This window comes from Mesorhizobium sp. M2D.F.Ca.ET.226.01.1.1 (genome assembly GCF_004022705.2).
In the GTDB taxonomy this organism is placed as follows: domain Bacteria; phylum Pseudomonadota; class Alphaproteobacteria; order Rhizobiales; family Rhizobiaceae; genus Mesorhizobium.
On sequence record NZ_RZOY02000003.1, the window covers coordinates 293061 to 316607 of the forward strand.

Annotated in this window: 22 protein-coding genes and 1 tRNA gene; 10 read left to right on the plus strand and 13 right to left on the minus strand. The window is 64.4% G+C overall.

Annotation, left to right across the window (positions count from 1 at the left end; translation table 11 throughout):
- Window positions 1–39: 39 nt before the first annotated feature.
- Together EN869_RS08850 and EN869_RS08855 are read left to right on the plus strand one after the other, a co-directional pair.
- Window positions 40–570 carry a hypothetical protein gene (locus tag EN869_RS08850; protein WP_127225721.1) on the plus strand — a complete coding sequence of 177 codons (531 nt, stop codon included), beginning with the start codon at window positions 40–42 and terminating at the stop codon, window positions 568–570.
- A 196-nt stretch (window positions 571–766) separates the two neighbouring features.
- Window positions 767–1051: an SCP2 sterol-binding domain-containing protein gene (locus tag EN869_RS08855; RefSeq protein WP_040997164.1), complete on the plus strand. Its 285-nt coding sequence runs from the start codon at window positions 767–769 to the stop codon at window positions 1049–1051.
- Between the two features lie 60 nt (window positions 1052–1111).
- Here the strand turns inward: EN869_RS08855 and EN869_RS08860 are convergent, their stop codons facing one another.
- Both EN869_RS08860 and odc2 read right to left on the minus strand, forming a co-directional pair.
- A complete protein-coding gene (locus tag EN869_RS08860) occupies window positions 1112–1822 on the minus strand; it encodes an N-acetyltransferase (protein ID WP_127225720.1) in 711 nt (236 codons plus the stop codon).
- A 93-nt stretch (window positions 1823–1915) separates the two neighbouring features.
- Window positions 1916–3049 (minus strand): ornithine/lysine decarboxylase, encoded by a 1134-nt coding sequence (gene odc2, locus EN869_RS08865; RefSeq protein WP_127225719.1) that lies wholly within the window; start codon window positions 3047–3049, stop codon window positions 1916–1918.
- A 539-nt stretch (window positions 3050–3588) separates the two neighbouring features.
- Here odc2 and EN869_RS08870 point away from each other — a divergent pair.
- The 4 genes from EN869_RS08870 (at window position 3589) to EN869_RS08885 (ending at window position 7845) form a co-directional block, all read left to right on the plus strand.
- Entirely contained in the window at window positions 3589–4785 is a 1197-nt protein-coding gene (locus EN869_RS08870; protein WP_127225718.1) for an amidase, read from the plus strand.
- A gap of 2 nt (window positions 4786–4787) precedes the next feature.
- Window positions 4788–5687 (plus strand): LysR family transcriptional regulator, encoded by a 900-nt coding sequence (locus EN869_RS08875; RefSeq protein ID WP_127225717.1) that lies wholly within the window; start codon window positions 4788–4790, stop codon window positions 5685–5687.
- 180 nt (window positions 5688–5867) lie between these two features.
- Window positions 5868–6536, plus strand: a complete 669-nt coding sequence (locus EN869_RS08880) for a DUF1007 family protein (RefSeq protein WP_127225716.1) — start codon at window positions 5868–5870, stop codon at window positions 6534–6536.
- 103 nt (window positions 6537–6639) lie between these two features.
- The gene (locus EN869_RS08885; RefSeq protein WP_245489396.1) at window positions 6640–7845 is read left to right on the plus strand and encodes a nickel/cobalt transporter; all 1206 of its coding nucleotides are present in this window, start codon (window positions 6640–6642) and stop codon (window positions 7843–7845) included.
- Window positions 7846–7880: 35 nt separating this feature from the next.
- Here the strand turns inward: EN869_RS08885 and denD are convergent, their stop codons facing one another.
- From denD to EN869_RS08905, 4 genes are all read right to left on the minus strand, one after another.
- Window positions 7881–8855: a D-erythronate dehydrogenase gene (denD, locus tag EN869_RS08890; protein WP_127225714.1), complete on the minus strand. Its 975-nt coding sequence runs from the start codon at window positions 8853–8855 to the stop codon at window positions 7881–7883.
- A 2-nt stretch (window positions 8856–8857) separates the two neighbouring features.
- Window positions 8858–9064 (minus strand): hypothetical protein, encoded by a 207-nt coding sequence (locus EN869_RS08895; protein ID WP_127225713.1) that lies wholly within the window; start codon window positions 9062–9064, stop codon window positions 8858–8860.
- A 51-nt stretch (window positions 9065–9115) separates the two neighbouring features.
- A complete protein-coding gene (locus EN869_RS08900) occupies window positions 9116–10105 on the minus strand; it encodes a cation diffusion facilitator family transporter (protein WP_127225712.1) in 990 nt (329 codons plus the stop codon).
- A 67-nt stretch (window positions 10106–10172) separates the two neighbouring features.
- A complete protein-coding gene (locus EN869_RS08905) occupies window positions 10173–10859 on the minus strand; it encodes a GNAT family protein (RefSeq protein ID WP_127225711.1) in 687 nt (228 codons plus the stop codon).
- 83 nt (window positions 10860–10942) lie between these two features.
- Here EN869_RS08905 and EN869_RS08910 point away from each other — a divergent pair, with 83 nt between their 5' ends.
- Window positions 10943–12127 carry a pyridoxal phosphate-dependent aminotransferase gene (locus tag EN869_RS08910; protein ID WP_127225710.1) on the plus strand — a complete coding sequence of 395 codons (1185 nt, stop codon included), beginning with the start codon at window positions 10943–10945 and terminating at the stop codon, window positions 12125–12127.
- Window positions 12128–12139: 12 nt separating this feature from the next.
- Here the strand turns inward: EN869_RS08910 and EN869_RS08915 are convergent, their stop codons facing one another.
- From EN869_RS08915 to EN869_RS08925, 3 genes are all read right to left on the minus strand, one after another.
- Complete coding sequence (locus tag EN869_RS08915) at window positions 12140–12901, minus strand: SDR family oxidoreductase (RefSeq protein ID WP_127225709.1); 762 nt, start codon at window positions 12899–12901, stop codon at window positions 12140–12142.
- Window positions 12902–13143: 242 nt separating this feature from the next.
- The gene (locus tag EN869_RS08920) at window positions 13144–13875 is read right to left on the minus strand and encodes a tellurite resistance TerB family protein (protein ID WP_127225708.1); all 732 of its coding nucleotides are present in this window, start codon (window positions 13873–13875) and stop codon (window positions 13144–13146) included.
- A gap of 117 nt (window positions 13876–13992) precedes the next feature.
- Window positions 13993–14925, minus strand: coding sequence for a rhodanese-related sulfurtransferase (locus tag EN869_RS08925; RefSeq protein ID WP_167498477.1), 933 nt, complete (start codon window positions 14923–14925; stop codon window positions 13993–13995).
- Window positions 14926–15074: 149 nt separating this feature from the next.
- On the opposite strand from EN869_RS08925, the gene EN869_RS08930 reads away from it, so the two are divergent.
- Window positions 15075–15713: a 2-dehydro-3-deoxy-phosphogluconate aldolase gene (locus EN869_RS08930; RefSeq protein WP_127225707.1), complete on the plus strand. Its 639-nt coding sequence runs from the start codon at window positions 15075–15077 to the stop codon at window positions 15711–15713.
- Window positions 15714–15722: 9 nt separating this feature from the next.
- Here EN869_RS08930 and EN869_RS08935 read toward each other — a convergent pair whose 3' ends face one another.
- On the minus strand, window positions 15723–16472 hold the full coding sequence (locus tag EN869_RS08935; protein WP_127225706.1) for an SDR family NAD(P)-dependent oxidoreductase: 750 nt from the start codon (window positions 16470–16472) through the stop codon (window positions 15723–15725).
- A 169-nt stretch (window positions 16473–16641) separates the two neighbouring features.
- Between EN869_RS08935 and EN869_RS08940 the strand changes: the two genes are divergently transcribed.
- On the plus strand, window positions 16642–17535 hold the full coding sequence (locus tag EN869_RS08940) for an AraC family transcriptional regulator (protein WP_127225705.1): 894 nt from the start codon (window positions 16642–16644) through the stop codon (window positions 17533–17535).
- 18 nt (window positions 17536–17553) lie between these two features.
- Here the strand turns inward: EN869_RS08940 and EN869_RS08945 are convergent.
- From EN869_RS08945 to EN869_RS08955, 3 genes are all read right to left on the minus strand, one after another.
- Window positions 17554–17627 (minus strand) — tRNA-Gln (locus EN869_RS08945).
- An 86-nt stretch (window positions 17628–17713) separates the two neighbouring features.
- Window positions 17714–19570 (minus strand): DUF882 domain-containing protein, encoded by a 1857-nt coding sequence (locus tag EN869_RS08950; RefSeq protein ID WP_127225704.1) that lies wholly within the window; start codon window positions 19568–19570, stop codon window positions 17714–17716.
- Between the two features lie 379 nt (window positions 19571–19949).
- Window positions 19950–21497, minus strand: coding sequence for a sigma-54 dependent transcriptional regulator (locus EN869_RS08955; RefSeq protein ID WP_127225703.1), 1548 nt, complete (start codon window positions 21495–21497; stop codon window positions 19950–19952).
- Between the two features lie 159 nt (window positions 21498–21656).
- Between EN869_RS08955 and EN869_RS08960 the strand changes: the two genes are divergently transcribed.
- Window positions 21657–23492 (plus strand): M3 family oligoendopeptidase, encoded by a 1836-nt coding sequence (locus EN869_RS08960; RefSeq protein WP_167498476.1) that lies wholly within the window; start codon window positions 21657–21659, stop codon window positions 23490–23492.
- Window positions 23493–23547: the final 55 nt, after the last annotated feature.

Consider the following 23547-nt stretch of genomic DNA (forward strand, 5'->3'; position numbering starts at 1 on the left):
CCGGTTTTCGGACAAGATCATGCTCGCAGCAAATAGAACATGATAAAATTCATCGCCGCCGCGCTGTGGATCTGCACCGTGACGCTCGGCGCGGTCTTCTATTCCTTCCAGGCGGCAAGCCAGCGCGGCGCGGCCGAACCGCCGAAGCCGATGCTGGGCGGGCTCGACTACGTCAAGACCGATATGATCTCGGTGCCGCTGCTGCGCGACGGCAGGATCGATGGCTATTTCCTCACCAAGCTCGTCTACACGGTGGAGCCGGCGGAGATTAAGAAACTGTCGGTGCCCGCGCAGGCGCTGATGACCGACCAGGTCTATTCCTACCTCTATTCCAATCCCCAGATCGATTTCACCAAGAAGGAATCGATCGATCTCGACGCCTTCCGCAAGTCGATCCGCGACACCATCAACACCCGCATCGGCGTCGAGCTGGTGCACGACGTGCTGATCGACCAGGTCAATTTCCTCTCCAAGGACGATATCCGCGACAACGCGCTCCGCCGCCGCAGAGGCGCCGGCGAAACCGCGGCGGCGATGACCAAGGCGTTCAAGGCCGCGCCGGAGCATTGATTGCCCGACCAAGATTCGGCATGGATGTGCCTGAGCCTGCCTACCTGTGATGCGACTTGACGCATGGTGATCGCGTTGACGTTAACGTCAACTCGAAGCTATATGCGCCGGTGACATGCGACCACGCGCAGGCGTGGCGCGTCGCCCAGCGGCCGCGAGCCGGTGCGCGTCAACGCAACCAGTGAGGAGAACTGCCATGGGCGTTCAGGAGATTGCCGACAAGATCAGGTCGCGCGTGGCAAGCGCCGGTTTCGAGCATTCGGTCAAGTTCGATACCGGCAGCGACGGCGTCATCGTCATCGACGGCGCGACCGTCTCGACCACTGATGCGCCGACCGACTGCACCGTCAAGCTCTCGCTTGACGATCTGGACTCGCTGATTGCCGGCGACCTCAACCCGACCATGGCCTTCATGGCCGGCAAGCTCAAGGTCGAAGGCGACATGACCGTCGCCATGGCGCTCAGCCAGCTGCTCGGCTGATCGTTCGCAAAAAACAACGCCGCCCATCGGGCGACGTTGTTTTTTGTCGAATAGTGGGCGTCAGGCGACGAAGCCCTGGGCCTGTCCCTTGATCTTGCGGCCGGCGGCCTTGATCGTGCCCTTGGCGCCATCCAGCGCGCCGTCCTTCAGCTCCAGCGCCAGAAGCCGGTGCCGCTCATAGGGGCCAGGCATGGCAAGCGTTCCGGTGAGGTCGGCCGAGAAGCCGAACCGGCCGTAATAGGGGGCATCGCCGACGAGCAGCACTGCGCCGTGACCGAGCCGCGCGGCTTCGGCGACCGCGTGTCGCATCAGCGCCGAACCGATGCCGCCGCTCTTCAACCCCGGCTCGACCGCGAGCGGGCCGAGCAGGAGCGCCGGACCGCCCTCGCCCAGCCTGACATCCCAAAGCCGCACCGTGCCGACGACTGCGCCCGACGGATCGCGGGCGACGAAGGCCAGGCCTTCCGACGGCCGGCGGCCGCGCCGCAGCTTCTCGGACGACTTCTTCCTGCGGTTCGGTCCCATGGCCCGGTCGAGCAGGATTTCGCGCGCAATGACATCGTCGACGGCTTCGCCAACGATGACGAAGGCCGGCGCCTGGGCGGCCCCCTCGTCCGGCGCGCTGCGCGAGCCAGCCTGTGCCCGGAGGGCAAGGGAGGGCGCAAGCACTGCCGTCGAGCCATTCTCCCCCGCGGAGAAAAGCTCAGCCGACGGTCCGGACGAGGGGGCAATTTGGGTGGCCGCATTGGCCGATTTGATCAGGTATTCCATATCCGCGATCCTTCACGAGCGGAGATCTGTTCCACAAGCGAGCCCGGGCGGATGACCCGCCCGGGTTGATCTGAGCGGTTTCTTGCGAACTGCTCAGATCACGTAGGATCGGAGAGGCTCGAAGCCGTTGAACGCGACCGCCGAATAGGTGGTCGTGTAGGCTCCGGTGCCTTCGATCAGCACCTCGTCGCCGATGGTCAGCGACAAAGGCAGCGGATAAGGCGTCTTCTCATACATCACGTCGGCCGAATCGCAGGTCGGGCCGGCAAGCACGCAAGGCGCGGTCTCCGAGCCGTCATGGCGCGTGACGATCGGATAGCGGATCGCCTCGTCCATGGTCTCTGCGAGGCCGCCGAACTTGCCGATGTCGAGGAACACCCAGCGCACATTGTCGTTGTCGGCCTTCTTCGAGATAAGCACGACTTCCGACTTGATGACGCCCGCATTGCCGACCATGCCGCGGCCCGGCTCGATGATCGTCTCGGGCAGCGCGTTGCCGAAATGCTTGCGCAGCGCCGAGAAGATCGCCTGGCCATAGGCCTGCGCCACCGGCACGTCCTTCAGGTAACGGGTCGGGAAACCGCCGCCCATGTTGACCATCTTCAAGACGATGCCTTCGTCGGCCAGCGTCGCGAACACCTTCTTGGCGTCGCCGAGCGCGCGGTCCCAGGCCGTCAGATCGGTTTGCTGCGAGCCGACATGGAACGACACTCCATAGGCGTCGAGGCCGAGGCTCTTGGCATGGCGCAGCACGTCGACGGCCATCGCCGGCACGCAGCCGAACTTGCGCGACAGCGGCCACTCGGCGCCCTCGCCGTCGGTGAGCACGCGGCAGAACACACGCGAGCCGGGGGCGACGCGGGCGATCTTCTCGACCTCCTCGACGCAATCCACGGCGAACAGGCGGATGCCGAGCTGATAGGCGCGTGCGATGTCACGCTCCTTCTTGATGGTGTTGCCGAAGGAAATGCGGTCGGCCGGCGCGCCGGCATCCATCGCCATCTCAACCTCGGCAACCGATGCGGTGTCGAAGGACGAGCCCATCGCAGCAAGCAGGCGCAGGATTTCCGGCGCCGGGTTTGCTTTCACCGCATAGTAGATCTTGGAATCGGGCAACGCCTTCTCGAAGGCACGGAAATTGTCGCGCACGACATCGAGGTCGAGGACGAGGCAGGGGCCGTTCGGACGTCGGGTGGCGAGGAAGTCAAGGATGCGCTGGGTGGCCATCGGGGTCTCTCCATAACGCCTTGCGGCGCGCAATAAGGCTGCGAGACGCGGGCGCTCAGCCTCGCGAACACGCGGTGGACAAAGGCGGGACGGAAAATCCATGGAACCAGCCGGTGGAGACCCCGGAACCATGAAATGCCGTCTCGCGGCGGTGAACCTTGGCCTTGCCCGGCCTCGGTTCGCTTTGTCTGCCTTGGCTTGGATGGGAGACCCGTCCGCACTGCCGGCAATGAAGGTGTGCCTCTTTAGTAACCCCGGTCTTTGGACAACCGGAAGAGAACCAGAAAGGCCCGCACCGTCGTTGCTTCAAGGTGTCCTCGATCTTGTGGTTGGCCACTGACCGACTGGAGTGGTTGGCTCCAGTTACCTTACCGATTGCCCTCACCATTCGAGGATCGGCGGACACCCACAGGCACGTGCGACTTTGGGCAAGCGCGATATAGGAGCGAAGGGTTTCACAATCAATAAAAATCGTAAGCGCAGTTGTAAATTTTCTGGCATCGAACAATGTTTGTCCGACCGTATCCGGATATCGAACGATGCCAGGAACTCAAGGACCGCTTAACGCCTTCCTCGATCTGCGCCAAATGCCTGTGGCGAATGCGGAATTGGGCCCGCTCGCCGGCCTGCGTCTGGCCGTCAAGGACATCTACGACGTTGCCGGCTACCGCACCGGCTGCGGCAACCCGCAAAAATTCGAGGAAGCGCATGCCGCCTCGCGCACCGCGGCAGCGGTACAAACGATCCTCGATGCCGGCGCGCGATTCGTCGGCAAGACCCAGACCGACGAGCTGGCCTTCTCGCTGTTCGGCCAGAACGCGCATTTCCCGTACCCGGTCAATCCCGCCGCGCCCAAGCGCGTCACCGGCGGCTCCTCCTCCGGCTCGGCGGCCGCGGTTGCCGGCGGGCTGGCGAACATCGCCACCGGCTCCGACACCGGCGGTTCGATCCGCGCGCCGGCAAGCTTCTGCGGCCTGATCGGATTGCGCACCACGCATGGCCGCATCCCGCTCGAAGGCGCCATGAAGCTCGCCTCGAGCTTCGACACTTTCGGCTGGTTCGCCGACGACATCGAGACCTATGAGGCGGTCGGCAAGCTTTTGCTCGGCCGCGATCCGCACCAGCACCCGCTCACCCGGCCGCTGTCGATCCGCTGGCTGGATGCCTTCGTCATGGGCCCGGCGGAAGCCGAGCAATATGCGCGCATGAAGGCGCTGGCCGCTTCGGTCATAGGCCAGCCGGTGGAGACCGAATACGCCTTCGCCTCATTCCCTGACGAGCTCTACTGGTGCTTTCGCCGCTTGCAGGCCTTCGAGGCCTGGCGCGAGCATGGCGCCTGGATCTCGGCCGGCGGCCGCCTAAGCCCCGGCGTCGAGGAACGTTTCGGTTTCGGCCGCACCGTCGATGCCAGAACCGCCGCCACCGAAGCCGCGCGCCGACTGGCGTTCCGGGACGAGCTGGGCGCGTTGCTCGGCAATGACAGCTTCCTAGTCCTGCCCACCGTTCCCGGCGCCGCCCCGCTCGCCGCCAGCACGCCCGAACAGTTCCAGGCCTATCGCGAAAGGGCGCTGCATCTCTTATGCCTCTCCGGCCTCTCGGGCTTTCCGCAGATCACCTTGCCGATCGGCTCCGTCGACGGCGCACCCTTCGGCCTGTCGCTGCTGGGGCCTTCCGGCAGCGACGTTGCCCTGATACGGCTCGGCCGCAAGATTCTCGACGCGGCACGAAAGGTCTGACGATGGACACATTGACCCGCATGCGCGCCTTCATCGACGTGGTCGAGGCGGAAGGCTTTTCGGCCGCGGGTCGCAAGATCGGCCGTTCCAAGGCGCTGCTGTCGAAATACGTGCGCGAGCTGGAAGACGAGCTCGGCGCGCTGCTTTTGAACCGCACCACGCGCCAGTTCTCGCTCACCGAAGCCGGCCATACCTATTATCAGCGGGCCTCGGAAATCGTGCGCGAAGTCGACAGCCTCGCCGAGACGGTGCGCCAGTCTTCCGGCGACGTTCGCGGCAGGATCAAGCTGTCGGCCGCCCGCACCTTCGCCGACGCGCCGATCGGCCAGTCGCTGATCGACTTCACCAGGCAGCACCCCGACATCGTGCTCGACATCCATCTCGACGACCGCTTCGTCGACCTGGTCGAGGAAGGGTTCGATCTTGCCGTGCGCATCTCGCGACTGGAGAACTCTTCGCTCATCGCCAGGCGGCTGGCGCCGTTCTCGGTCAGGCTCTGCGCCTCGCCGGATCTGATCGCCAAGCATGGCGCGCCGACGCGGCCGCAGGACCTCGCCAACATGCCCTGCATCGTCGACACCAATGGCCGCTCGCTGGCCAACTGGCGCTTCAAGGGCGAGGGCGAGGAATCCATGAGCGTCGCCGTGTCAGGCCCAATCGAGGTCAACAGCCCGATCGTGGCAAGGGCCGCCGCGCTCTCGGGCCTCGGCTTTGCCATGCTGCCCGATTTCATCGCCGCTCCCGACGTCGCGTCCGGCAAGCTGGTCACAGCGCTCGACGATCGCCTCCTGTCGGGCACCGGCATCTTCGCCGTCTATCCGCACCGACGCTATCTGCCGGCCAAGGTGCGCGTCTTCGTCGACTTCCTGGTGCAGTGGTTCAGGACGCGCGACACCGCTTGATGACTTGTCGGCCGAACGTCCGCAGCGGCGGGCGTAAAGACGAAGCTGAAGCGGGCGTCCCAATTTCGCCCGCTTTATGTCAACCCTCGGGTTCGCTCCCTAGAGCAATTCCAGGAAAAGTGTGTAGCGGTTTTCCGTCCGGAATTGCGTAAAACAAAGTCAATGGAATCGCGGCACGGAATGCATCTGAAACGGCAAGCAACCATGCTGGCTTCGGCCCTTGCGGCCACATTAGCCTCGGTCGAGCAGGCCGAAGTGCACCCGCATGTCTTCGCCGAGGCCCGACTCGACGTCATCCTCAGCCAGGATCACCAAAGTGTGACGGCGTTGCGCCACGTTTGGCGCTTTGACGACCTGTTTTCGAGTACAGTGATGATGGAGTTCGACAAGAACTCCGATCTGAAACTTGACGACAAAGAGCTCAAGGAAGTGGCCGACACCGTCCATTCCTCGCTGGCCGAGTTCAACTACTTCCAGCTCGTCACCCAGGACGGCAAGGACGCGCCCATGGTGCCACCGCCGCACCTGATGGCGAACTTCGACAACGACCAGCTGATCATCCTGTTCGAGTCGCAGCCCAAGACGCCGATCAAGCTTGCCGGCAAGATCGATATCGGCGTCTACGATCCGACCTTCTACACCGCCATCGACTTCACCGACGACGCCAACCTTACCGTCGAAGGCCTGCCCTCGACCTGCACCAAGAAGGTCATCCGTCCCGATCCGGACGAGGCGATCAAGGAAAATCAGAAGACCCTGACGGAGGCGTTCTTCAACGATCCGACAGGCACCGACATGAGCAAGATATTCGCCACCAAGCTCGAGTTGAACTGCCCGCCGGAAGGATGATTTGGTGATGAAACCATCGCTGCGCGCAAGCAGGTTCCGCAAAAGTGTCCCACGGTTTTGCGAGCGGAGCCTGCGACAGACAACGGAATCCAGGCGGATATTGGTGGGGCATCCCACGAATATCCGCTTGGCGCTCGGCCTGCTGGCCGCCACCCTGGTGATCACCCACCTGCCCGCCGTCGCGCATGCGCAAAGCTCGCTCGGCATCGGCACCAATGACGGCATGGCGCCGACCACCACGGGTCCGTTCGCGCATGTCCTGATGTGGATCAATCTCAGGCAGCAGGAGTTCTACCATTCGCTGGCGGCCGCCATGAAGGCGATGCGCCAGGACGGCAGCAAGCTCTGGCTGCTGATCGGCCTGTCCTTCGCCTATGGCATCTTCCATGCCGCCGGTCCCGGCCACGGCAAGGCGGTGATCTCGTCCTACATGGTCGCCAACGAGTTCGCGCTGAAGCGAGGCATCATGCTCTCCTTCGTCTCAGCGCTGCTGCAGGGCCTGACGGCGGTGGTGGTCATGATGCTTGCCTATTTCGTGCTGCGCGGCACCGCGATCTCGATGACCGACGCCGCCTGGTTCCTGGAAATCTCGAGCTACGTGCTGGTAACGCTGTTCGGCGCCTGGCTGTTGTGGCGCAAGCTCGGTCCGTCGATCCTGCGCCTGTTGGGCAAAACCCCCGCCTACAGCCTGTCGGCCGCCCATGCCGGCCATTCGCATGGCGGGCATTCCCATGCCGGGCACGCGCACGCCCACGCGCATTCCCATGCGGGCCATTTCCACGCGCATGCGCATGCCGCGCATGCCCTGCACATGCATGACGATCATGATCATCATGACCATTCGCATGCCCACGCCCATGATCATGGCGCGCATGAGCACCACCATCACGCCGCGCACGACCACCACGACCATGGCCCGGGCGAAGTCTGCGAGACCTGCGGTCATTCGCACGCACCGGACCCGGCGATGCTGTCGGGCGATCGGTTCGACTGGCGCACAGCCTGGTCGGCGGTCGCCGCCGTCGGCATCCGCCCCTGCTCCGGCGCGCTGATCGTGCTGAGCTTCGCGCTGCTCAATGGGCTGTGGGTGGGCGGACTGCTGTCGGTGCTGGCGATGTCGATCGGCACCGCGATCACCGTGTCGGCGCTGGCGACGATCGCGGTGCTGGCCAAGAACTGGGCGGTCTATTTCGCCGGCGACGGCCGCATCGGCAACCGCATCCATTCCATCGTCGAGATCGGCGGCGCCGCCTTCATCTTCCTGGTCGGCCTGCTGCTGTTATCGGCCAGCCTGTCGGGCGGCGCCTGAACGCCGATTTTCGCCTCCCAGACGCTGGATGGCCGTTACGCTATCTTCCCATCGAGCTCATCCTCGATATGCGCGCGGATGATCTCGTCGAAGCTGCTTTCAGCTTTGAAGCCTAGCTCCCTCGCCCGCCTCGCCTCGAAACGCGTCGGCCAGCCTTTGACGATCGCCCAGATCGTCTCGTCAGGCTGCTCGCGGATCCGCTTCGCGACCTGAGCGCCGGCGATGCGCTCCAGCGCCTCGATCTGCTCGCCGACGGTGACGGCGACGCCAGGCATGGTGAGGTTGCGGCGTGGTCCGACCTTATCGCCGTCGATCTCGGCCGCATGGATTAGGAAGCCCACCGCCGAGCGCGGGCTGGCATGGGTGTGCAGAACCGAGCGCGGCACCGGCAGGACCGCCTCCTGCCCGGCGAGCGGCTCGCGGATGATGCCGGAGAAGAAGCTGGACGCCGCCTTGTTCGGCTTGCCGGGGCGAACGCAGATCGTCGGCAGCCGGATACCGATGCCGTCGAAGAAGCCGCGCCGCGTATAGTCGGCAAGCAGCGCTTCGCTCATCTGCTTCTGCGTGCCGTAGGAGGTGAGCGGCGTCGGATGGAACTCGTCCGGGATGACGTCGGGAAACGGCGCGCCGAACACGGCGATCGACGAGGTGAAGACCAGGCGCGGCGAAAATGCCCCCAGCCGCACCGCATCGAACAAGGCACGCGTGCCGTCGAGATTGACCCGGTAGCCGAGATCGAAATTGGCCTCCGCCTCCCCCGACACGATGCCGGCGAGATGGAAGATCACGTCCGGGCGCGGAGCCACGAGGGCCGCCATGGCGCCGGGCGCGGCAAGATCGCCGGTGTGGATCGCGACATCGACACCGGCGAGCGCCGGCGCCTGCGGCGGCACGATGTCGTGCAGGTCGAGCGCCGTTATCTTGCGCCCGCGCAAGGCACCATCCCTGGCCAGCCGCGCGATAAGCTTGCGGCCGACCATGCCGGCCGCGCCCGTGATCAGTATCCTCATCTTCAGAGACCTTTCTTGCGTTGGCTGCGTCCGCGCAGCCACAGGACGACGAACAGCCCGAGCACGAAGATCACGGCGACGATGGCCGCCAGGACCGTCGAGACCTTGCCCACCGCCAGCATGACGGCCGGCAGGAAATAGGCGGCGAGACCGAACACGAGCAGTATCACGGCCGCGGCGATCGCCGCTTTGCGAGTGTCACGATCCATCAGCAATCGTTCCTCGCTCCGAGGCTGCTCAGCGTGGTCATCACGGCGCGGTCAATGATAGTGCCGGCGGTCGGCAGGCGCGCCATGCGCATGGCCGTGATCGTGACGGTGGTCGTGCTCGTCATGGCTGTCGGCGCACTGGCCGAACTCGGGCTCGACCGTGGCATGATCGATGCCGTGCTTGGCGGCAAGCCGTTTCTTGATGGCACTTACCGCCACAAACGCATCCACGCCGTCGTTCAGGCAGGCATGCAACGTCGCCATGTTGGAGGTGCCGTCGAGCGACCAGACATGCATGTGGTGCACCTCGCGCACACCCTTGACCGAGCCTGCCAGGTCCTTGGCGATCAGGTCGCGGTCGAGGCTTGCCGGGACGCCTTCGAGCAGCACGTGCGCGGCCTCGCGCATCAGCGACCATGCCGTCGACAGGATGAGCAACGACACCAGCACCGACAGGATCGGATCGATCGGCGTCCAGCCCGTGGCGATGATGATGACGGCGGCGACGATCGCCGCGGCGGAGCCCAGCAGGTCGCCTAGCACATGCAGGATGGCGCCGCGCATGTTGAGGCTCTCGCGATCGCCGCCATGCAGCACGAAGAAGGAAGCGATGTTGACCAGCAGGCCTGCCACCGCCACCACCAGCATTGGTCCGCCCAGCACGGGCGCGGGCGCCATCAGCCGTCCCCAGGCTTCGTAGACGATCCACAGCGCGATGACGAAGATGGCGATGCCGTTGGTGTAGGCGACCAGCGTCTTCACCCGGGCGAAGCCATAGGTGAGGCGGCCGGTGGCGGGACGCCCTGTCAGGTGGAAGGCATACCAGGCAAGGCCGAGCGCGATCGCATCGGCCAGCATGTGGCCGGCATCGGCGACCAGCGCCAGCGAACCGGTCAGCCAGCCGCCCAGCGCCTCAGCGACCATGAAGCCCGCGGTCAGGCAGGTCGCGATCAGCACCCGCTTCTTGTCGGTCGAGCCATGCACATGGCCGGCACCATGGCTATGACCGGCCGAGCCGTGATCATGCGAAGCGTGCGCCATCGCCAAACTCCTATTTGCTGACCGTGATCTTATCCGAAAACCGGTTCCCACTTTTCGGAATCATGGTCTACGCGCCAAACTCGGCGCGAAATTCCTCAAGCCGCCGTTTCTGGCCGCCTTCGCTATCGAAATTCGCCGGATCGAGCCAAGCCTCATAGGCTTTGCGCAAGGCCGGCCACTCCTTGTCGATGATCGAATACCACGCCGTGTCGCGGTTTTCACCCTTGACCACAAGGTGCTGGCGGAAGATGCCTTCGAACTTGAAGCCGAAGCGCTCGGCGGCGCGTTTCGAGGGTTCGTTGCGGTTGTTGCATTTCCACTCGTAGCGGCGGTAGCCGAGATCGTCGAAGAGATATTTCGCAAACAGAAACTGCGCCTCGGTCGCCGCCGGCTTGCGCGAGATCAGCGGACCCCAATAGATGTTGCCGATTTCGCCGACGCCGTTATTGGCGTCGATGCGCATCAGCGTCTGGCGACCGGCGATCTTGCCGCTCGCCTTGTCGATGACGGTGAAGAACAACGGATCCTCGCTGGCTTCCGCCTTGTCGAGCCAGGGTTGGAAAGCGGCGCGGGTTTCCGGCGGATAATCGGGCAGCCAGGCGAAACGTCCGCCGACATCGGAAACCGACGATGCTTCGTAGAGCCCATCGCCATGCTTTGCCGCGCTCAACGGCTCGAGCCTGACGGTGCGTCCCTCGATCGCCTTGCGTTCCGGCCGCGGGCGCGGCTGCCAATTCTTCAGATCTTCCGACACCGGCCAACTCCAATCCGTTGACTTTTCCCAGCGGACGGTCACAAAAACGCTCGCTCACAGAAAGAACCACAGGGACGGGAAAAATGCTCCACACGATCGCGGCCTTCGACCGTCTCGGCGAGGAAAATGCCTTTGCGGTGCTGGCCAGGGCCACCGCGCTTGCCCATCAGGGCCGCGATATCGTCAACCTCGGCATCGGCCAGCCCGACTTCAAGACGCCGCAGCACATCGTCGAGGCGGCGATCAAGGCGCTGCGCGACGGACACCATGGCTACACGCCGGCAAACGGCCTCTTGGCCACCCGCGAAGCTGTCGTGCGCCGCACGCTCACCACCACCGGCGTCGAGGTCTCGCCCGAGAATGTGATGATCCTGCCCGGCGGCAAGCCGACCATGTTCTGCGCGATCCTGATGTTCGGCGAGGCAGGCACGGAGATCCTCTATCCCGATCCCGGCTTTCCGATCTATCGCTCAATGATCGAGTTCACCGGCGCCACGCCGGTGCCGGTGCCGATGCGCGAGGAGAACGGCTTTGCCTTCTCGGCCGACGAGACGCTGGCGCTGATCACGCCGAAGACCAGGCTGCTGATCCTCAACTCGCCCGCCAATCCGACCGGTGGCGTCACGCCGCGCGCCGAAATCGAGAAGCTGGTCAATGGACTGGAGAAGCACCCGCAGGTCGCCATCATGTCCGACGAGATCTACGACGTCATGACCTATGACGGCGAGACGCACTGCTCGCTGCTGAACTTTCCCGAGATCCGCGACCGTCTGATCGTGCTCAATGGCTGGTCGAAGACCTGGGCCATGACCGGCTGGCGCATGGGCTGGTCGATCTGGCCAAACGGCGACAAGGGCGCCCATCTCTATGACAAGGTGCGCAAGCTGGCGGTGAATTGCTGGTCCTGCGTCAACGCGCCCAGCCAGTTTGCCGGGATCGCCGCGATCGATGGCCCGCAGGACGATGTCGAGAAGATGATGCGTGCCTTCGACAACCGCCGCAAGATCGTGGTCGAAGGGCTGAACGCGCTCCCCGGCATCTCCTGCATCACGCCGAAGGGCGCCTTCTACGCCTTCCCCAACGTGTCGAAGACCGGCTGGAAGGCAAAGAAGCTTGCCTCCGCGCTGTTGGAGGATGCCGGCGTCGCGCTCATCGGCGGCCCCGATTTCGGCGTGCTCGGCGAAGGCTATATCCGGCTCTCCTACGCCAATTCCGAGGAAAACATCCTGCGCGCGCTGGAACGCATCGAGGCGTTCTTGACCAAGTGACCCGTCAGGCGCTTATCCGCGCCCGACGAACGGCATCTTCGTCGCCATCACCGTCATGAACAGCACGTTGGCATCGAGCGGCAGGCTGGCCATATGCAGCACCGCGTCGGCGACGCGCTGCACATCCATCACCGCTTCGGCGGCGATCGAGCCATTCGCCTGCGGCACGCCCACCGTCATCGGCTGCGCCATCTCGGTCAGCGCGTTGCCGATGTCGATCTGGCCGCAGGCGATGTCATAAGGGCGGCCGTCGAGCGCCAGCGTCTTGGTCAGTCCGGTGATCGCATGCTTGGTCGCTGTATAGGGCACGGAGCCCGGCCGCGGCGCATAGGCCGACACCGAGCCGTTGTTGATGATGCGGCCGCCCATCGGCTTTTGCCGGCGCATGGCGCCGAAGGCCGCGCGGGCGCACAGGAACGAGCCGGTGAGGTTGACGCCGACGACATCGTTCCAGACTTCGACCGGGATCTCGTCGATCAGCGTCGACTTGTAACCCATGCCGGCATTGTTGAAGAGCAGGTCGACTCGTCCGAACGCCGCGAGCACGGTCTCGAACATGTCGTCGACCTCGGCAGGCTTGCTGATGTCGCAGGCGATGGCCAATGCCTTGGCCTGCGTCTTTCCCGCCTCGGCGATCGCCTCTTCCAGCACTGTCTTGCGGCGACCGCAGAACACCGTGTTCCAGCCTGCCTGGAGCAGCGCCGTGGCGACGCTCTTGCCGATGCCGGTGCCGGCTCCAGTAACGATGGCGGTCTTCTCAGCTATGGCGGTCATCGTCGTCCTCCCGGTCATGCTCGGAAAGACGTGGCATCGCAAATGCCAGGGATCAAGGCAAGCCGCTGTTGGCGATAAAGAAAGGGGCCAACAAAAAGGGCGGTCATTGGCGACCGCCCCGATCTGAACCGCGCTTGGGAGGAGGAAAAGCCGGTCCGACTGATTAGAATGATGCGCTTGCTGGGTTAACGAGAGACTAACGACCGGCAAGGCGTCGCCGGATGGCGTTTACCAATGCCTATTCACCACGGCGAACCGGGCGCGCTCCCGGCCGGCACCTTCGCCGCTGAAACCGTCGCCTCGACATGATCGACCAAGGCGTCCGGCAAGCCGAGCCGGCCGGCCAGCAGGTCGAGATAGCCGCGCTCGGCACGCGTGTCGGGATCGATGGTCAGACGCGAGGCGGTGTAGAGCTCGAGCTTCTGCGCGTCCGTCTTGGCGTCGGCGACCAGCGTGTCGAGATCGAGCGGTCTATCGAGCTCGGCAAGCAGGAATTTTTCCGCTTCCGCACCGATACCGGCGAGCTTGAGCTTGTCGGCGATCTTCTTGCGCTCTTCGTCGTCGACATGGCCGTCGGCCTTCGCCGCAGAGATCATCGCCCGGACCAGCGTCAGCGTGAACTCGGCCTCGCCCTGCGGCGCCTGCGCGGGATCGAAAGCAGTATCGGCCGGCGGCGGGAGCAGTTCAGGCTCGCCGGACGCGGGCGCCTGCGCCGGCGCGTTGCCGGCCTTGTAATTCTGGTAGGCCTTGTAAGCGAGGCCGCCGATCGCCGCCAGGCCGCCGAGCTTGATGGCCGCGCCCGTCACCTGCCGGCCGGTGCCGGTGCCAAGCAGCACGGCGGCAAGCGCGCCGGCGGCAAGCGGATTGTCCTTCGCCATCTGCACCGCCTGCCCCGCCTTGTCGCGCACGGTCGAGCCGGTCCCAGGGATTTGCGAGCCGAGAAGGTCGTCGAGCAGCTTCTTGGGATCGAGCATCAATGCCTCCAGAATTGGCCCGGCCGAATACGCCCGGGCAGGGTTTCGGACCGGCAAGACGTAGGCCCCGCGCTCCGACATTACAATGACGACGCGGCTATTCGGTCGCAGGCCGCTCTAGCTGCCGACATGGCGCTTGCCGCCCCGCGCTTGCGCCAGTTCCACTTGGCGATGGCGTTCGGCGTAGCGCTCTCGATCCTCGTCGGAGCGCGTTTCAAGACAATGCGGACATGAGACGCCGGCGGTGAATTTCGGCGACAGCCGGTCCTCGACGGTCAGCGGATGCCGGCAGGCGCGGCAGAGCTCCGCTTCACCCTCCGCTAGCCCATGCGAGACGGATACGCGCTCGTCGAACACAAAACATTCGCCTTGCCACAGGCTCTCCTCGGCCGGCACGTCCTCCAGATATTTCAGGATGCCGCCCTTGAGATGGAAAACGTCTTTCAGGCCGAGCAACTTCACATAGGCCGTGGCCTTCTCGCAGCGAATGCCGCCGGTGCAGAACATCGCCACCTTGCGGCCTTCGAGCTCTTCACGGTGCTCTTCCACCCAGGCCGGGAACTCGCGGAAGCTGGTGGTCTTGGGATCGACCGCGCCCTTGAAGGTGCCGAGCGAGACTTCATAGGCGTTGCGCGTGTCGATGACGACGGTGCCGGCATCCGAGATCAGCGCGTTCCAGTCGGCCGGCGCGACATAGGTGCCGGCGCTGGTTGCCGGATCGATATCCTCGACACCCATGGTGACGATCTCGCGCTTCAACCGCACCTTCATGCGGTGGAATGGCATCTCTGTGGCGCTGCTGTATTTGACTTCCAGTCCGGCAAGGCCTTCGATGGCCTGGAGATGATCCATCAGCCCGGCGATCGCCTCCTCGCTGCCGGCGACGGTGCCGTTGATGCCTTCATGCGCGAGAAGCAGCGTGCCCTTGATGCCGCGCCGGCAGCAGAAGGCGGCGAGCGGCATGCGCAAGGCCTCGTAGTCGTCGAGCCGCGCGAATTTGTAGAGCGCCGCGACGCGGATGGGCTGAATTTCCTTTGTCGTCATGGCCATGCCACTAGACCGTGGTCAAAGCGGTTTCAAGGCAAAGGAAGTTCAGGCGGTGCATCATCCGCAGCGCGGCATCGCGACACGCCGGGCTTCGTGGACTTGAGCGAACCCTTCTGCTAATCGGTTTAAAGCAAAGAAATGGAGACCAGCACATGACCAGCAAGACCGAAAAGCTTCTGTCGCTTCTCAATGGTCAGCCGGTTATCCCGGTGCTCAAGATCGCCAATGTCGCGGACGCCGTACCGCTTGCCCGCGCTTTGTCGGGTGGCGGTTTGCGGGCCATCGAGATCACGCTGCGCACGGCCGACGCACTGGAAGCGATCCGCCGCGTCGCCGCCGAGGTCGAGGAGGCAATTGTCGGCGCCGGCACCATTCTCGACGCCAGGCAGTTCGACGAAGCGGCAAGCGCCGGCGCGAAGTTCATCGTCAGCCCTGGCATCACCAGCCAGCTTCTCGACGCGGCCAAGGACAGCCCCGTGCCGCTGCTGCCCGGCGCCATCACGCCCGGCGAGATCATGGCCGCGCGCGAGGCCGGCCTGCGCTTCCTGAAATTCTTCCCGGCCGAGCAGTCTGGCGGCATCGCTTCGCTGAAAGCTTTCGCCTCGCCGCTTGCCGACGTGAAATTCTGCCCGACCGGCGGCATCACAGCCAAAAATGCCGCCGACTATCTGAGCCTGCCCAACGTTATCTGCGTCGGCGGCTCCTGGGTTGCGCCCGACGATCTCATCAAGGCCGGCAATTGGAACGAGATCGAAGCGCTGGCGCGCGAAGCGAGCCAGCTCAAAAAGTAGCCAGCGCTTTCACCAGGGCAGCGCGCCGTTCTCATCGAAATAGCCGCCCGTCGGCCCGCCTGGCTCCAGCGTCGCCAGCCGCACGATGATCTCGGCCGCCTGCTGCACCGTGCGGCCGCCTCTGTGCGCGTTGAGATCCGTCGCGGTGTAGCCGGGAGCGGCTGCGTTGATCATGATGCCGCGCGGCGCGAGTTCCCGCGCGAACGCGAGCGTAATGGCATTGAGCGCGGTCTTCGAGCTGCCATAGCCCATGACATTGGGCGACTGGCTGTTGCCGGACGCCCGCGCCAGCGATCCGAGATAGCTGCTCACCATGACGATGCAGGCAGAGGGCGTTGCCACGAGCAGCGGCAGGAACGCCTGGGTAACCCGCACCGGCCCGAACACGTTGACGTCATAGGTGGCCTTCATATCCGCGATGTCCTCCTGGCTTGGCGACCGTTGGTAGCGGCCGTCCGCGTCGAGCGCGTCGACATAGCCGAGGGCGACGCCGGCATTGTTGACCAGTGCATCGAGACCGGACACACGCGCCGTCAGGACCTTGGCCGCGGCCGCCACGCTGTCGTCGCTGGCGACGTCGAGCGCGAGCCACTCGATGTCCAGCCCTTCGCCGCGCAACTCATGAGCCGCGGTCTCGCCACGCTCTGCGTCGCGAGCACCCAGCCATACCTTGTAATCCAGTTTCGCCAGTCGCCGGGCGGTCTCACGGCCGATGCCCTTGTTGGCGCCGGTCACCAGCGCGTTCTTTCTCGTCGTCATGTCCATGTCTCCTTCGAGACCTAGAGATGACGTCAACGGCCTTGCGTCGCGCGCCAAAAGCTCTCAGCCTCTTGCCTAATCCTCTCAGGTGCGCGTCCTCGCATCACCCAGGTGCGCGTCAGCGCCTCGCTTGGTTGCTTGGCCGCGATGGATCGGCAATGCTGAAACGATGAACGAAGCGCTTCAGGAATTGATCGCCATCGCCGGCCGCCATGCGCGCGGACGGCGCACGAAGACGGCCATTGCGCGCGTTACGATCGGCCGCAGCGAGGTTCCGACACCGCCGCTGCCCGAGCTTTGCCAGCCGACCACGCTGTTCGTGCTGCAGGGAACCAAAACGGTTCTGATCGGCGACCGCACGCTTGCCTACGGCGCCGGCAGCTATTTCGTCTATGCTGTCGAGACACCCGCCACCAGCCAGCTGATCGAGGCGAGCGTCGCGCAGCCTTACATGGCCGTCGCCTTCTCGATCGATACCGAGCTGATCGCCGGCCTGCTTATCGATCACGGACCGGCATTCGATGGCGACAGCTTCGTGACCAGCCACGTCGATGACGAGTTGCTCGATGCCTGGCGCCGGATGCTGCGGCTGCTCGACCGGCCGGCCGACATTCCGGTTCTCGCGCCCCTGCTCGAACGCGAGATCGCGTTCCGCCTGTTGCAGGGCCCGCAAGGCGAAAAGCTGCGTCAGCTGGCGCGCGCCGACGGCCGTCTGTCGCAGATCCGCCGCGCCACCGCGTGGATTCGCGCGCATTACAACGAGCCGATCAATGTGTCGCGACTGGCCGAACTCTCGCATATGAGCAACGCCGCCTTTCATCGCCACTTCAAGGCGGCGACGGCGATGAGCCCGATCCAGTATCAGAAGCAACTTCGCCTCTTGGAGGCGCGCCATCTGCTGATCGCGCAGCCCGGCAACGCCGCACAGGTCGCCTTCAGCGTCGGCTATGAAAGCGCCTCCCAGTTCAGTCGGGAATATGCGCGCCAGTTCGGCTTGCCGCCCGCGCGTGATGCCGCACGGCTGCTCGCCAGGGGCGAAGCGGCTGCGCTGGAAGTCGACTGAAACGGCTTGCGCCGTCCTTGGTTCCCGCTCATGGATTCGAACCACGATTCACGCCTTCAAAGGGCGCTGTCCTACCATTAGACGAAGCGGGAAAACCGACCGGTCAAATAGGCCTTCGCGAACGAAAAATAAAAAGCCGCATCGTCGTCCAACGCGGCTTTGGTCTCAGGCAGGATCGCTATTTCGTCTGGAAACGGGCGACCGACAGGAACTTGACCGCGTTGCCGCTGAAGCGGCTGGCATCTTGCATCTCGCCATCCGTTTGGAAGCCCGCTGTATACACCTCGCTCGGCGGCGTATGCACGATGTTATAGGCATAGCGCGGCGCTGTCGTCGGGTCGGAGACCGAAGCGATGTTGACGCCGCTGCCCAGTGCCCAGCGCGCGGCCTGCGGCGGCGTCGCCACCACCATGGCCTTCGGTCCCGGTTTCAGATCGTGGGCGGATGCCCTGGACTCCTTGGGCGTCGTCTTCACGCCGCCGCCGATCGCCTGTGCCGGATCGGCGCCTGCCGGAAGCGCGGCGATGGCCTGCCGCGGCGAGGCCGCATCGACGCCCGCCGGGTCGTTGAAAGCCGAGCGCGGTTCCGGTTGCGTCAACGACGCAAGCTGGTATTCGGCGCCGGCGCCGCCGGCCTCGACGGTTGCATTGGCTTGTTCGAGAACGGCCTTGACCTCGTCCTGCTTGCCGGGCTGTGGCCGGGCGGTCGGCAGCACGGAGAACGCGTCCGTCGCGCTCTTGTCCTGCGAAGCGGTTTCGGCCAGCGCCAGAAGCACGTTCTTATCCTTCGACGCCAGTTCGGCCGGCGTCGAGCGGTCGGGACGCCAAGTCGGCAGCGGAATATTGTTGACCGCCACCTGCGCCGGATCGGCGTTCGCGGCGTCCGTCGCGCTGGCTGTGCCGAAGGGCACCTTGTCCGGCACGGGTGCCTGCGCCGTCGAAACCGCCTGCTCCGTCGTCGCCGAGGCATCGGCCATGGCGAACGGCACGTTCTGCGGCGCCTGCTTGCCGACATCGACCTTCGGCCGCGGCGCGAAATCGGGCAGTGGGACTTCCTTGGGCGGCAGCGCGGCGATGATCGTCTCGGGCGTATCCTGCTGCGGCTCCGAATCGTCGGCGCTGTCATCCGCGACCTGCGGGACGTTGGCGCGCTTGGCATCCTTCGGCGAAACGATCGCGATGCCTGGAAGGTTGCTGTTGCGGGCCGTGGCGGCGCTGGCGACCTGGACCTGCGTCACGGCCTTCTGCTGCGGCGCCGGAGCGCTTTCATCGGCGTCGTCGTCGGCCTCGTCGGCCCCGCCGCCACGGAACCAGGCAAACAGGCCGCCGGACCGCTTGGTCGAGCCGCCGGCACTGGCGAGCTCGATATTGGGCGTGCCGGCCCCCTTGCGCGCCTGATAAGCGGCCAGAGCCTGCTCATAGCCAGGCAGCGGGCGGCCGTCGCTCGGCACATGCAGCGTCTTGCCATTGGGGAACAGGCTGACCAGTTCCTGACGGCTGATGCCCGGCCAGTGGCGCACATTGCCGACGTCCATGTGGACGAAGGGCGAGCCGGAGGTGGGATAATAGCCGACGCCGCCGCCCTGCATCTTGAGGCCGATGTTGCGCAGCTTCTTCAGCGGCACGCCGGGGATGTAGAAGTCCATCGCCTTGCCAAGCATGTGCTGGCTTTTCTCGGCGACACCGCGGCTGCGCGAACGCAGCATCGCGTTGGTCGACGGCGAGCGGTAACCGCAGACGACCTGGATGTAATCGGTCGCGCCGGCTTCGCGATAAGCTTCCCAGACGAGGTCGAGGAGCCGCGGGTCCATCTTCGTCGGCTCGTTGCGGCGCCAGTCGCGCAGGATGATATTGATCTTGCGCAGGCCTTCCGGATCGTAGCGACCATTGCGCTTATAGACGATCTCGGCCTTTTCATGCGTGTGCAGGTGATAGAGCTTGAGCGTGCGAACTTCCGCCCTGGCGCCTGACATCGCCGCGGACAGAAAGCCGACGGCCAAAATCACAAACGTCAGCCACCTCGGCCAGACGCTCATGTGAAAATGCCGCCCGTTTTTGTGTCGTTCGACTTTGTTCAAATCAAATGGCCTTGCAGGCTGCCGTTTGTCCCCGGACTTGACCAAACGGATGTGTCGCTTTCACATCCGAATATCGATCCTAATGGTTAATCATCGTTTATTGAAGCCGAAATGCGGTAACACCGTGGCGATATCCCGTCAAAAATGATGCACAGCATTTCGTGGTAAACCGCTGGTTTAGATCAAGAATCCGGCCCCGGCCAGAACACGATCTGTTACCGTTAGCGTTAATGCGTGATCCGCCGCAACCCTAACCGCTGAAAACCTTGGATTTTCAGTTCAAAAGCGACATTTTGACTCGGATTTTACGCGGGCAGGCTGGTTCGAGCCTTGCCAATCAGGAGGCGAGCCGGTCAACTCGACCCGCTTCAGGATCAATGCCATATTCCTTCAACTTGCGGTAGAGCGTCGAGCGGCCTATGCCCAATCGGCGGGCGACCTCGCTCATCTGACCGTTGTAATGATCGATCGCGAGCTTGATCATCTCGAGCTCGACGTCGGCCAGCGCCCGCACATTGCCGCGCTCATCGAGCGCCCGAAGCGTGCCGAAACGCGGCTGCAACGTGGCTGGCGCCTCACCTTCGGATGAGGCGGGCCCTGTTGCATGAGCAACGGTCTCGTCCGCCTGCGGAAACACATCCGCAATCGTCTCGGCGGTAGCGGATGCCGGTCCGGCTTCGAGATTGACCGTTCCTTCCACCTGCGCCCGGATTTGCGGGAATTCCTCTTCGGTCAGAACATCGCCCTCGGCCAGTACCGAGGCCCTGAACACCGCATTTTCGAGCTGCCGGATGTTGCCCGGCCAGTCATAAGCCTGCAGCATGGCAAGCGCTGACGGCGATATGCCGGCAAGGCGGCGGCGCGGATCAGCCGGGGCGACCTTTTCCATGAAATGCCGGACCAGGTAGGGAATGTCGTCGCGGCGGTCGCGCAGCGGCGGTACGAAGATTGGATAGACGTTCAGCCGGTAGAACAGGTCCTCGCGGAACTTGCCGTCCTTGACCTGCTGCAGAAGGTTCCGATGCGTGGCCGAGATCAGCCTTATATCGACCTTCATGGTCGAGCGGCCGCCGACCGGATCGACCTCGCCCTCCTGGACCGCGCGCAGCAGCTTGACCTGAACATCGAGCGGCAGGTCGCCGATCTCGTCGAGGAACAACGTGCCGGAATTCGCCTCGACGAATTTGCCGGTATGCTTCTCGGTGGCGCCGGTAAACGAGCCCTTCTCATGACCGAACAGGATCGATTCGACCAGATTGTCGGGAATGGCGCCGCAATTGACGGTGACGAAGGGTTTTGAGCGCCGGTCGCCGCCGCCCTGGATGGCGCGCGCCACCAATTCCTTGCCGACGCCTGACTCGCCCTCGATCAGGATCGGGATGTTGGAGACGGCCGCTTTCTGGCCGAGGCGTATGACCCGGTCCATTGCCGGGCTGCGCGCGATCATGTCCTTGAAGGTGAGATGACCGCCGCCGCGCCGCCGTGACGCGCGCTTCATCTCGTCCTCGACGGCCTCGACCTTGAGCGCGTTGGAGATCGCGGTCTGCAGCCTGTCGGGCGAGGCCGGCTTGACGACGAAGTCGAAGGCGCCGTGCCGCATCGCCGAGACGACGGTCTCGATGCCGCCTTGAGCCGTCTGCACGATGACGGGGACGTTGATGGCGCGCTCGCGCATCGCCTTCAGCACGCCGATCCCGTCGAGGCCCGGCATGACAAGATCGAGAATGACGACCGAGACCTCGCGGGCATTCGGTCCGTCGAGCACCTCGAGGCCGGCATTGCCGCTGTCGGTGACGATCGCTGTGTGGCCGAACTTTGTCAACGCGGCCTCGACCAGCCGGCGCTGCACCGGATCGTCATCGACTATGAGTATGGAACCTGTCATGACTGTTTGAGTTGTCCGCCCGAGAAAATCCCCATGGATCATCTTGGCACAGGGTTCTAAATAAGGTTTCAAAAAACCCGGTGAACGAATTCCTTAGGATTTGACCGGCTTTTCCTTTCCCTTTGATTCTGGCCCCTTGGTTCAAAAAAGGTATCGTTGATGCGCATGATGTTTGGTCAGCGGCTTGCGGCGTCGTCCGGACAGGGCGCGGCGGAGCTTGGCGACCTGCCGGAGTGGAATCTCGCCGACCTCTATTCCGGCATGGAAGCGCCGGAGTTGAAGCGCGACATCGCCAAGGCCGCCAGCGACGCTGTCGCCTTCGAAACCCGCTGGAAGGGCACGCTGGCCGCGGAAGCCGGGCGCGGCGCCGCCGGCCGGCTTGGCGAAGCGCTGCAAGCCTATGAGGCGCTCGAGGAACTGATCGGCCGCATCGTCTCCTATGCCGGCCTCGTCTATGCCGGCAACACCGCCGATCCGCAGCGCGCCAAGCTCTATGGCGACGTCCAGGAAAAGATGACGGATGCGAGCGCCCATCTTCTGTTCTTCGCGCTCGAGCTCAACCTGATCGACGACGCGGCGATCGAGAGCGCGATTGCCGCCGACAAGGCCTTCGGCCACTACCGGCCTTGGGTGCTCGACCTCAGGAAGGACAAGCCGTATCAGTTGGAGGACCGGGTCGAGCAGCTATTCCACGAAAAGTCGGTAACCGGGCGCGGCGCCTGGAACCGCCTGTTCGACGAGACGATGACCGACCTGCGCTTCGACATCGACGGCGAGGAGCTGACGCTGGAGCCGGCGCTTAACCGGTTACAGGATTCGGATGGCGAAGTGCGCCGCCGGGCCTCCGAGGCGCTGGCTTCGACCTTCCGCAAGAACCTGCGCACCTTCACGCTCATCACCAACACGCTCGCCAAGGACAAGGAAATCTCCGACCGCTGGCGTGGCTTCCAGGATATCGCCGACTCGCGCCACCTCGCCAACCGCGTCGAGCGCGGCGTGGTCGACGCGCTGGCCGCGGCCGTGCGCGAGGCCTATCCGCGGCTGTCCCACCGCTACTACGCGATGAAGGCGCGCTGGCTCGGCCTGGAGGTGATGAACCACTGGGACCGCAACGCGCCGCTGCCGGAGACGCCGCAGGCGGTGATCCCTTGGGACGACGCCAGGGACACGGTGCTCTCCGCCTATCAGCGCTTCTCGCCGGACATGGCCGAAATCGCGCGCGGCTTTTTCGATCGCAGATGGATCGATGCGCCGGTGCGGCCGGGGAAATCGCCCGGCGCCTTCGCCCATCCGACCGTGCCTTCGGCGCATCCTTACGTGCTGCTCAACTATATGGGCAAGCCGCGCGATGTGATGACGCTGGCGCATGAGCTCGGCCATGGCGTGCACCAGGTGCTGGCCGCCGGCCAGGGCGCGCTGATGGCCTCGACGCCGCTGACTTTGGCCGAGACAGCATCAGTCTTCGGCGAGATGCTGACCTTCCGCTCGCTGCTGGAGCAGACCGGCGACAAACGCGAGCGCAGGGCCATGCTCGCCCAGAAGGTCGAGGACATGATCAACACGGTCGTGCGCCAGATCGCCTTCTACGAGTTCGAGCGCAAGGTGCATGCCGAGCGCAGGAATGGCGAGTTGACCTCTGACAGGCTCGGCGAATTCTGGCTGGAGGTGCAGGCCGAGAGCCTGGGGCCGGCGATCAGGCTGCGCGAGGGCTACGAGGTCTTCTGGACCTACATCCCGCACTTCATCCACTCGCCCTTCTACGTCTATGCCTATGCCTTCGGCGACTGCCTGGTGAACTCGCTCTACGCCGTCTATCAGAATGCCGAGCGCGGCTTCCAGGAGAAGTATTTCGAGATGCTGCGAGCCGGTGGCACGAAGCACCACTCCGAGCTACTGGCGCCCTTCGGCCTCGATGCCACCGATCCCGCTTTCTGGCAGATCGGCCTCGGCGTGATCGGCTCGCTGATCGACGAGTTGGAGGCGCTCGACAAGTGACGGCAGTAACAGCGCGAGCATCGGCCTCAATAATTTAGCCGGAATGCATATTAGC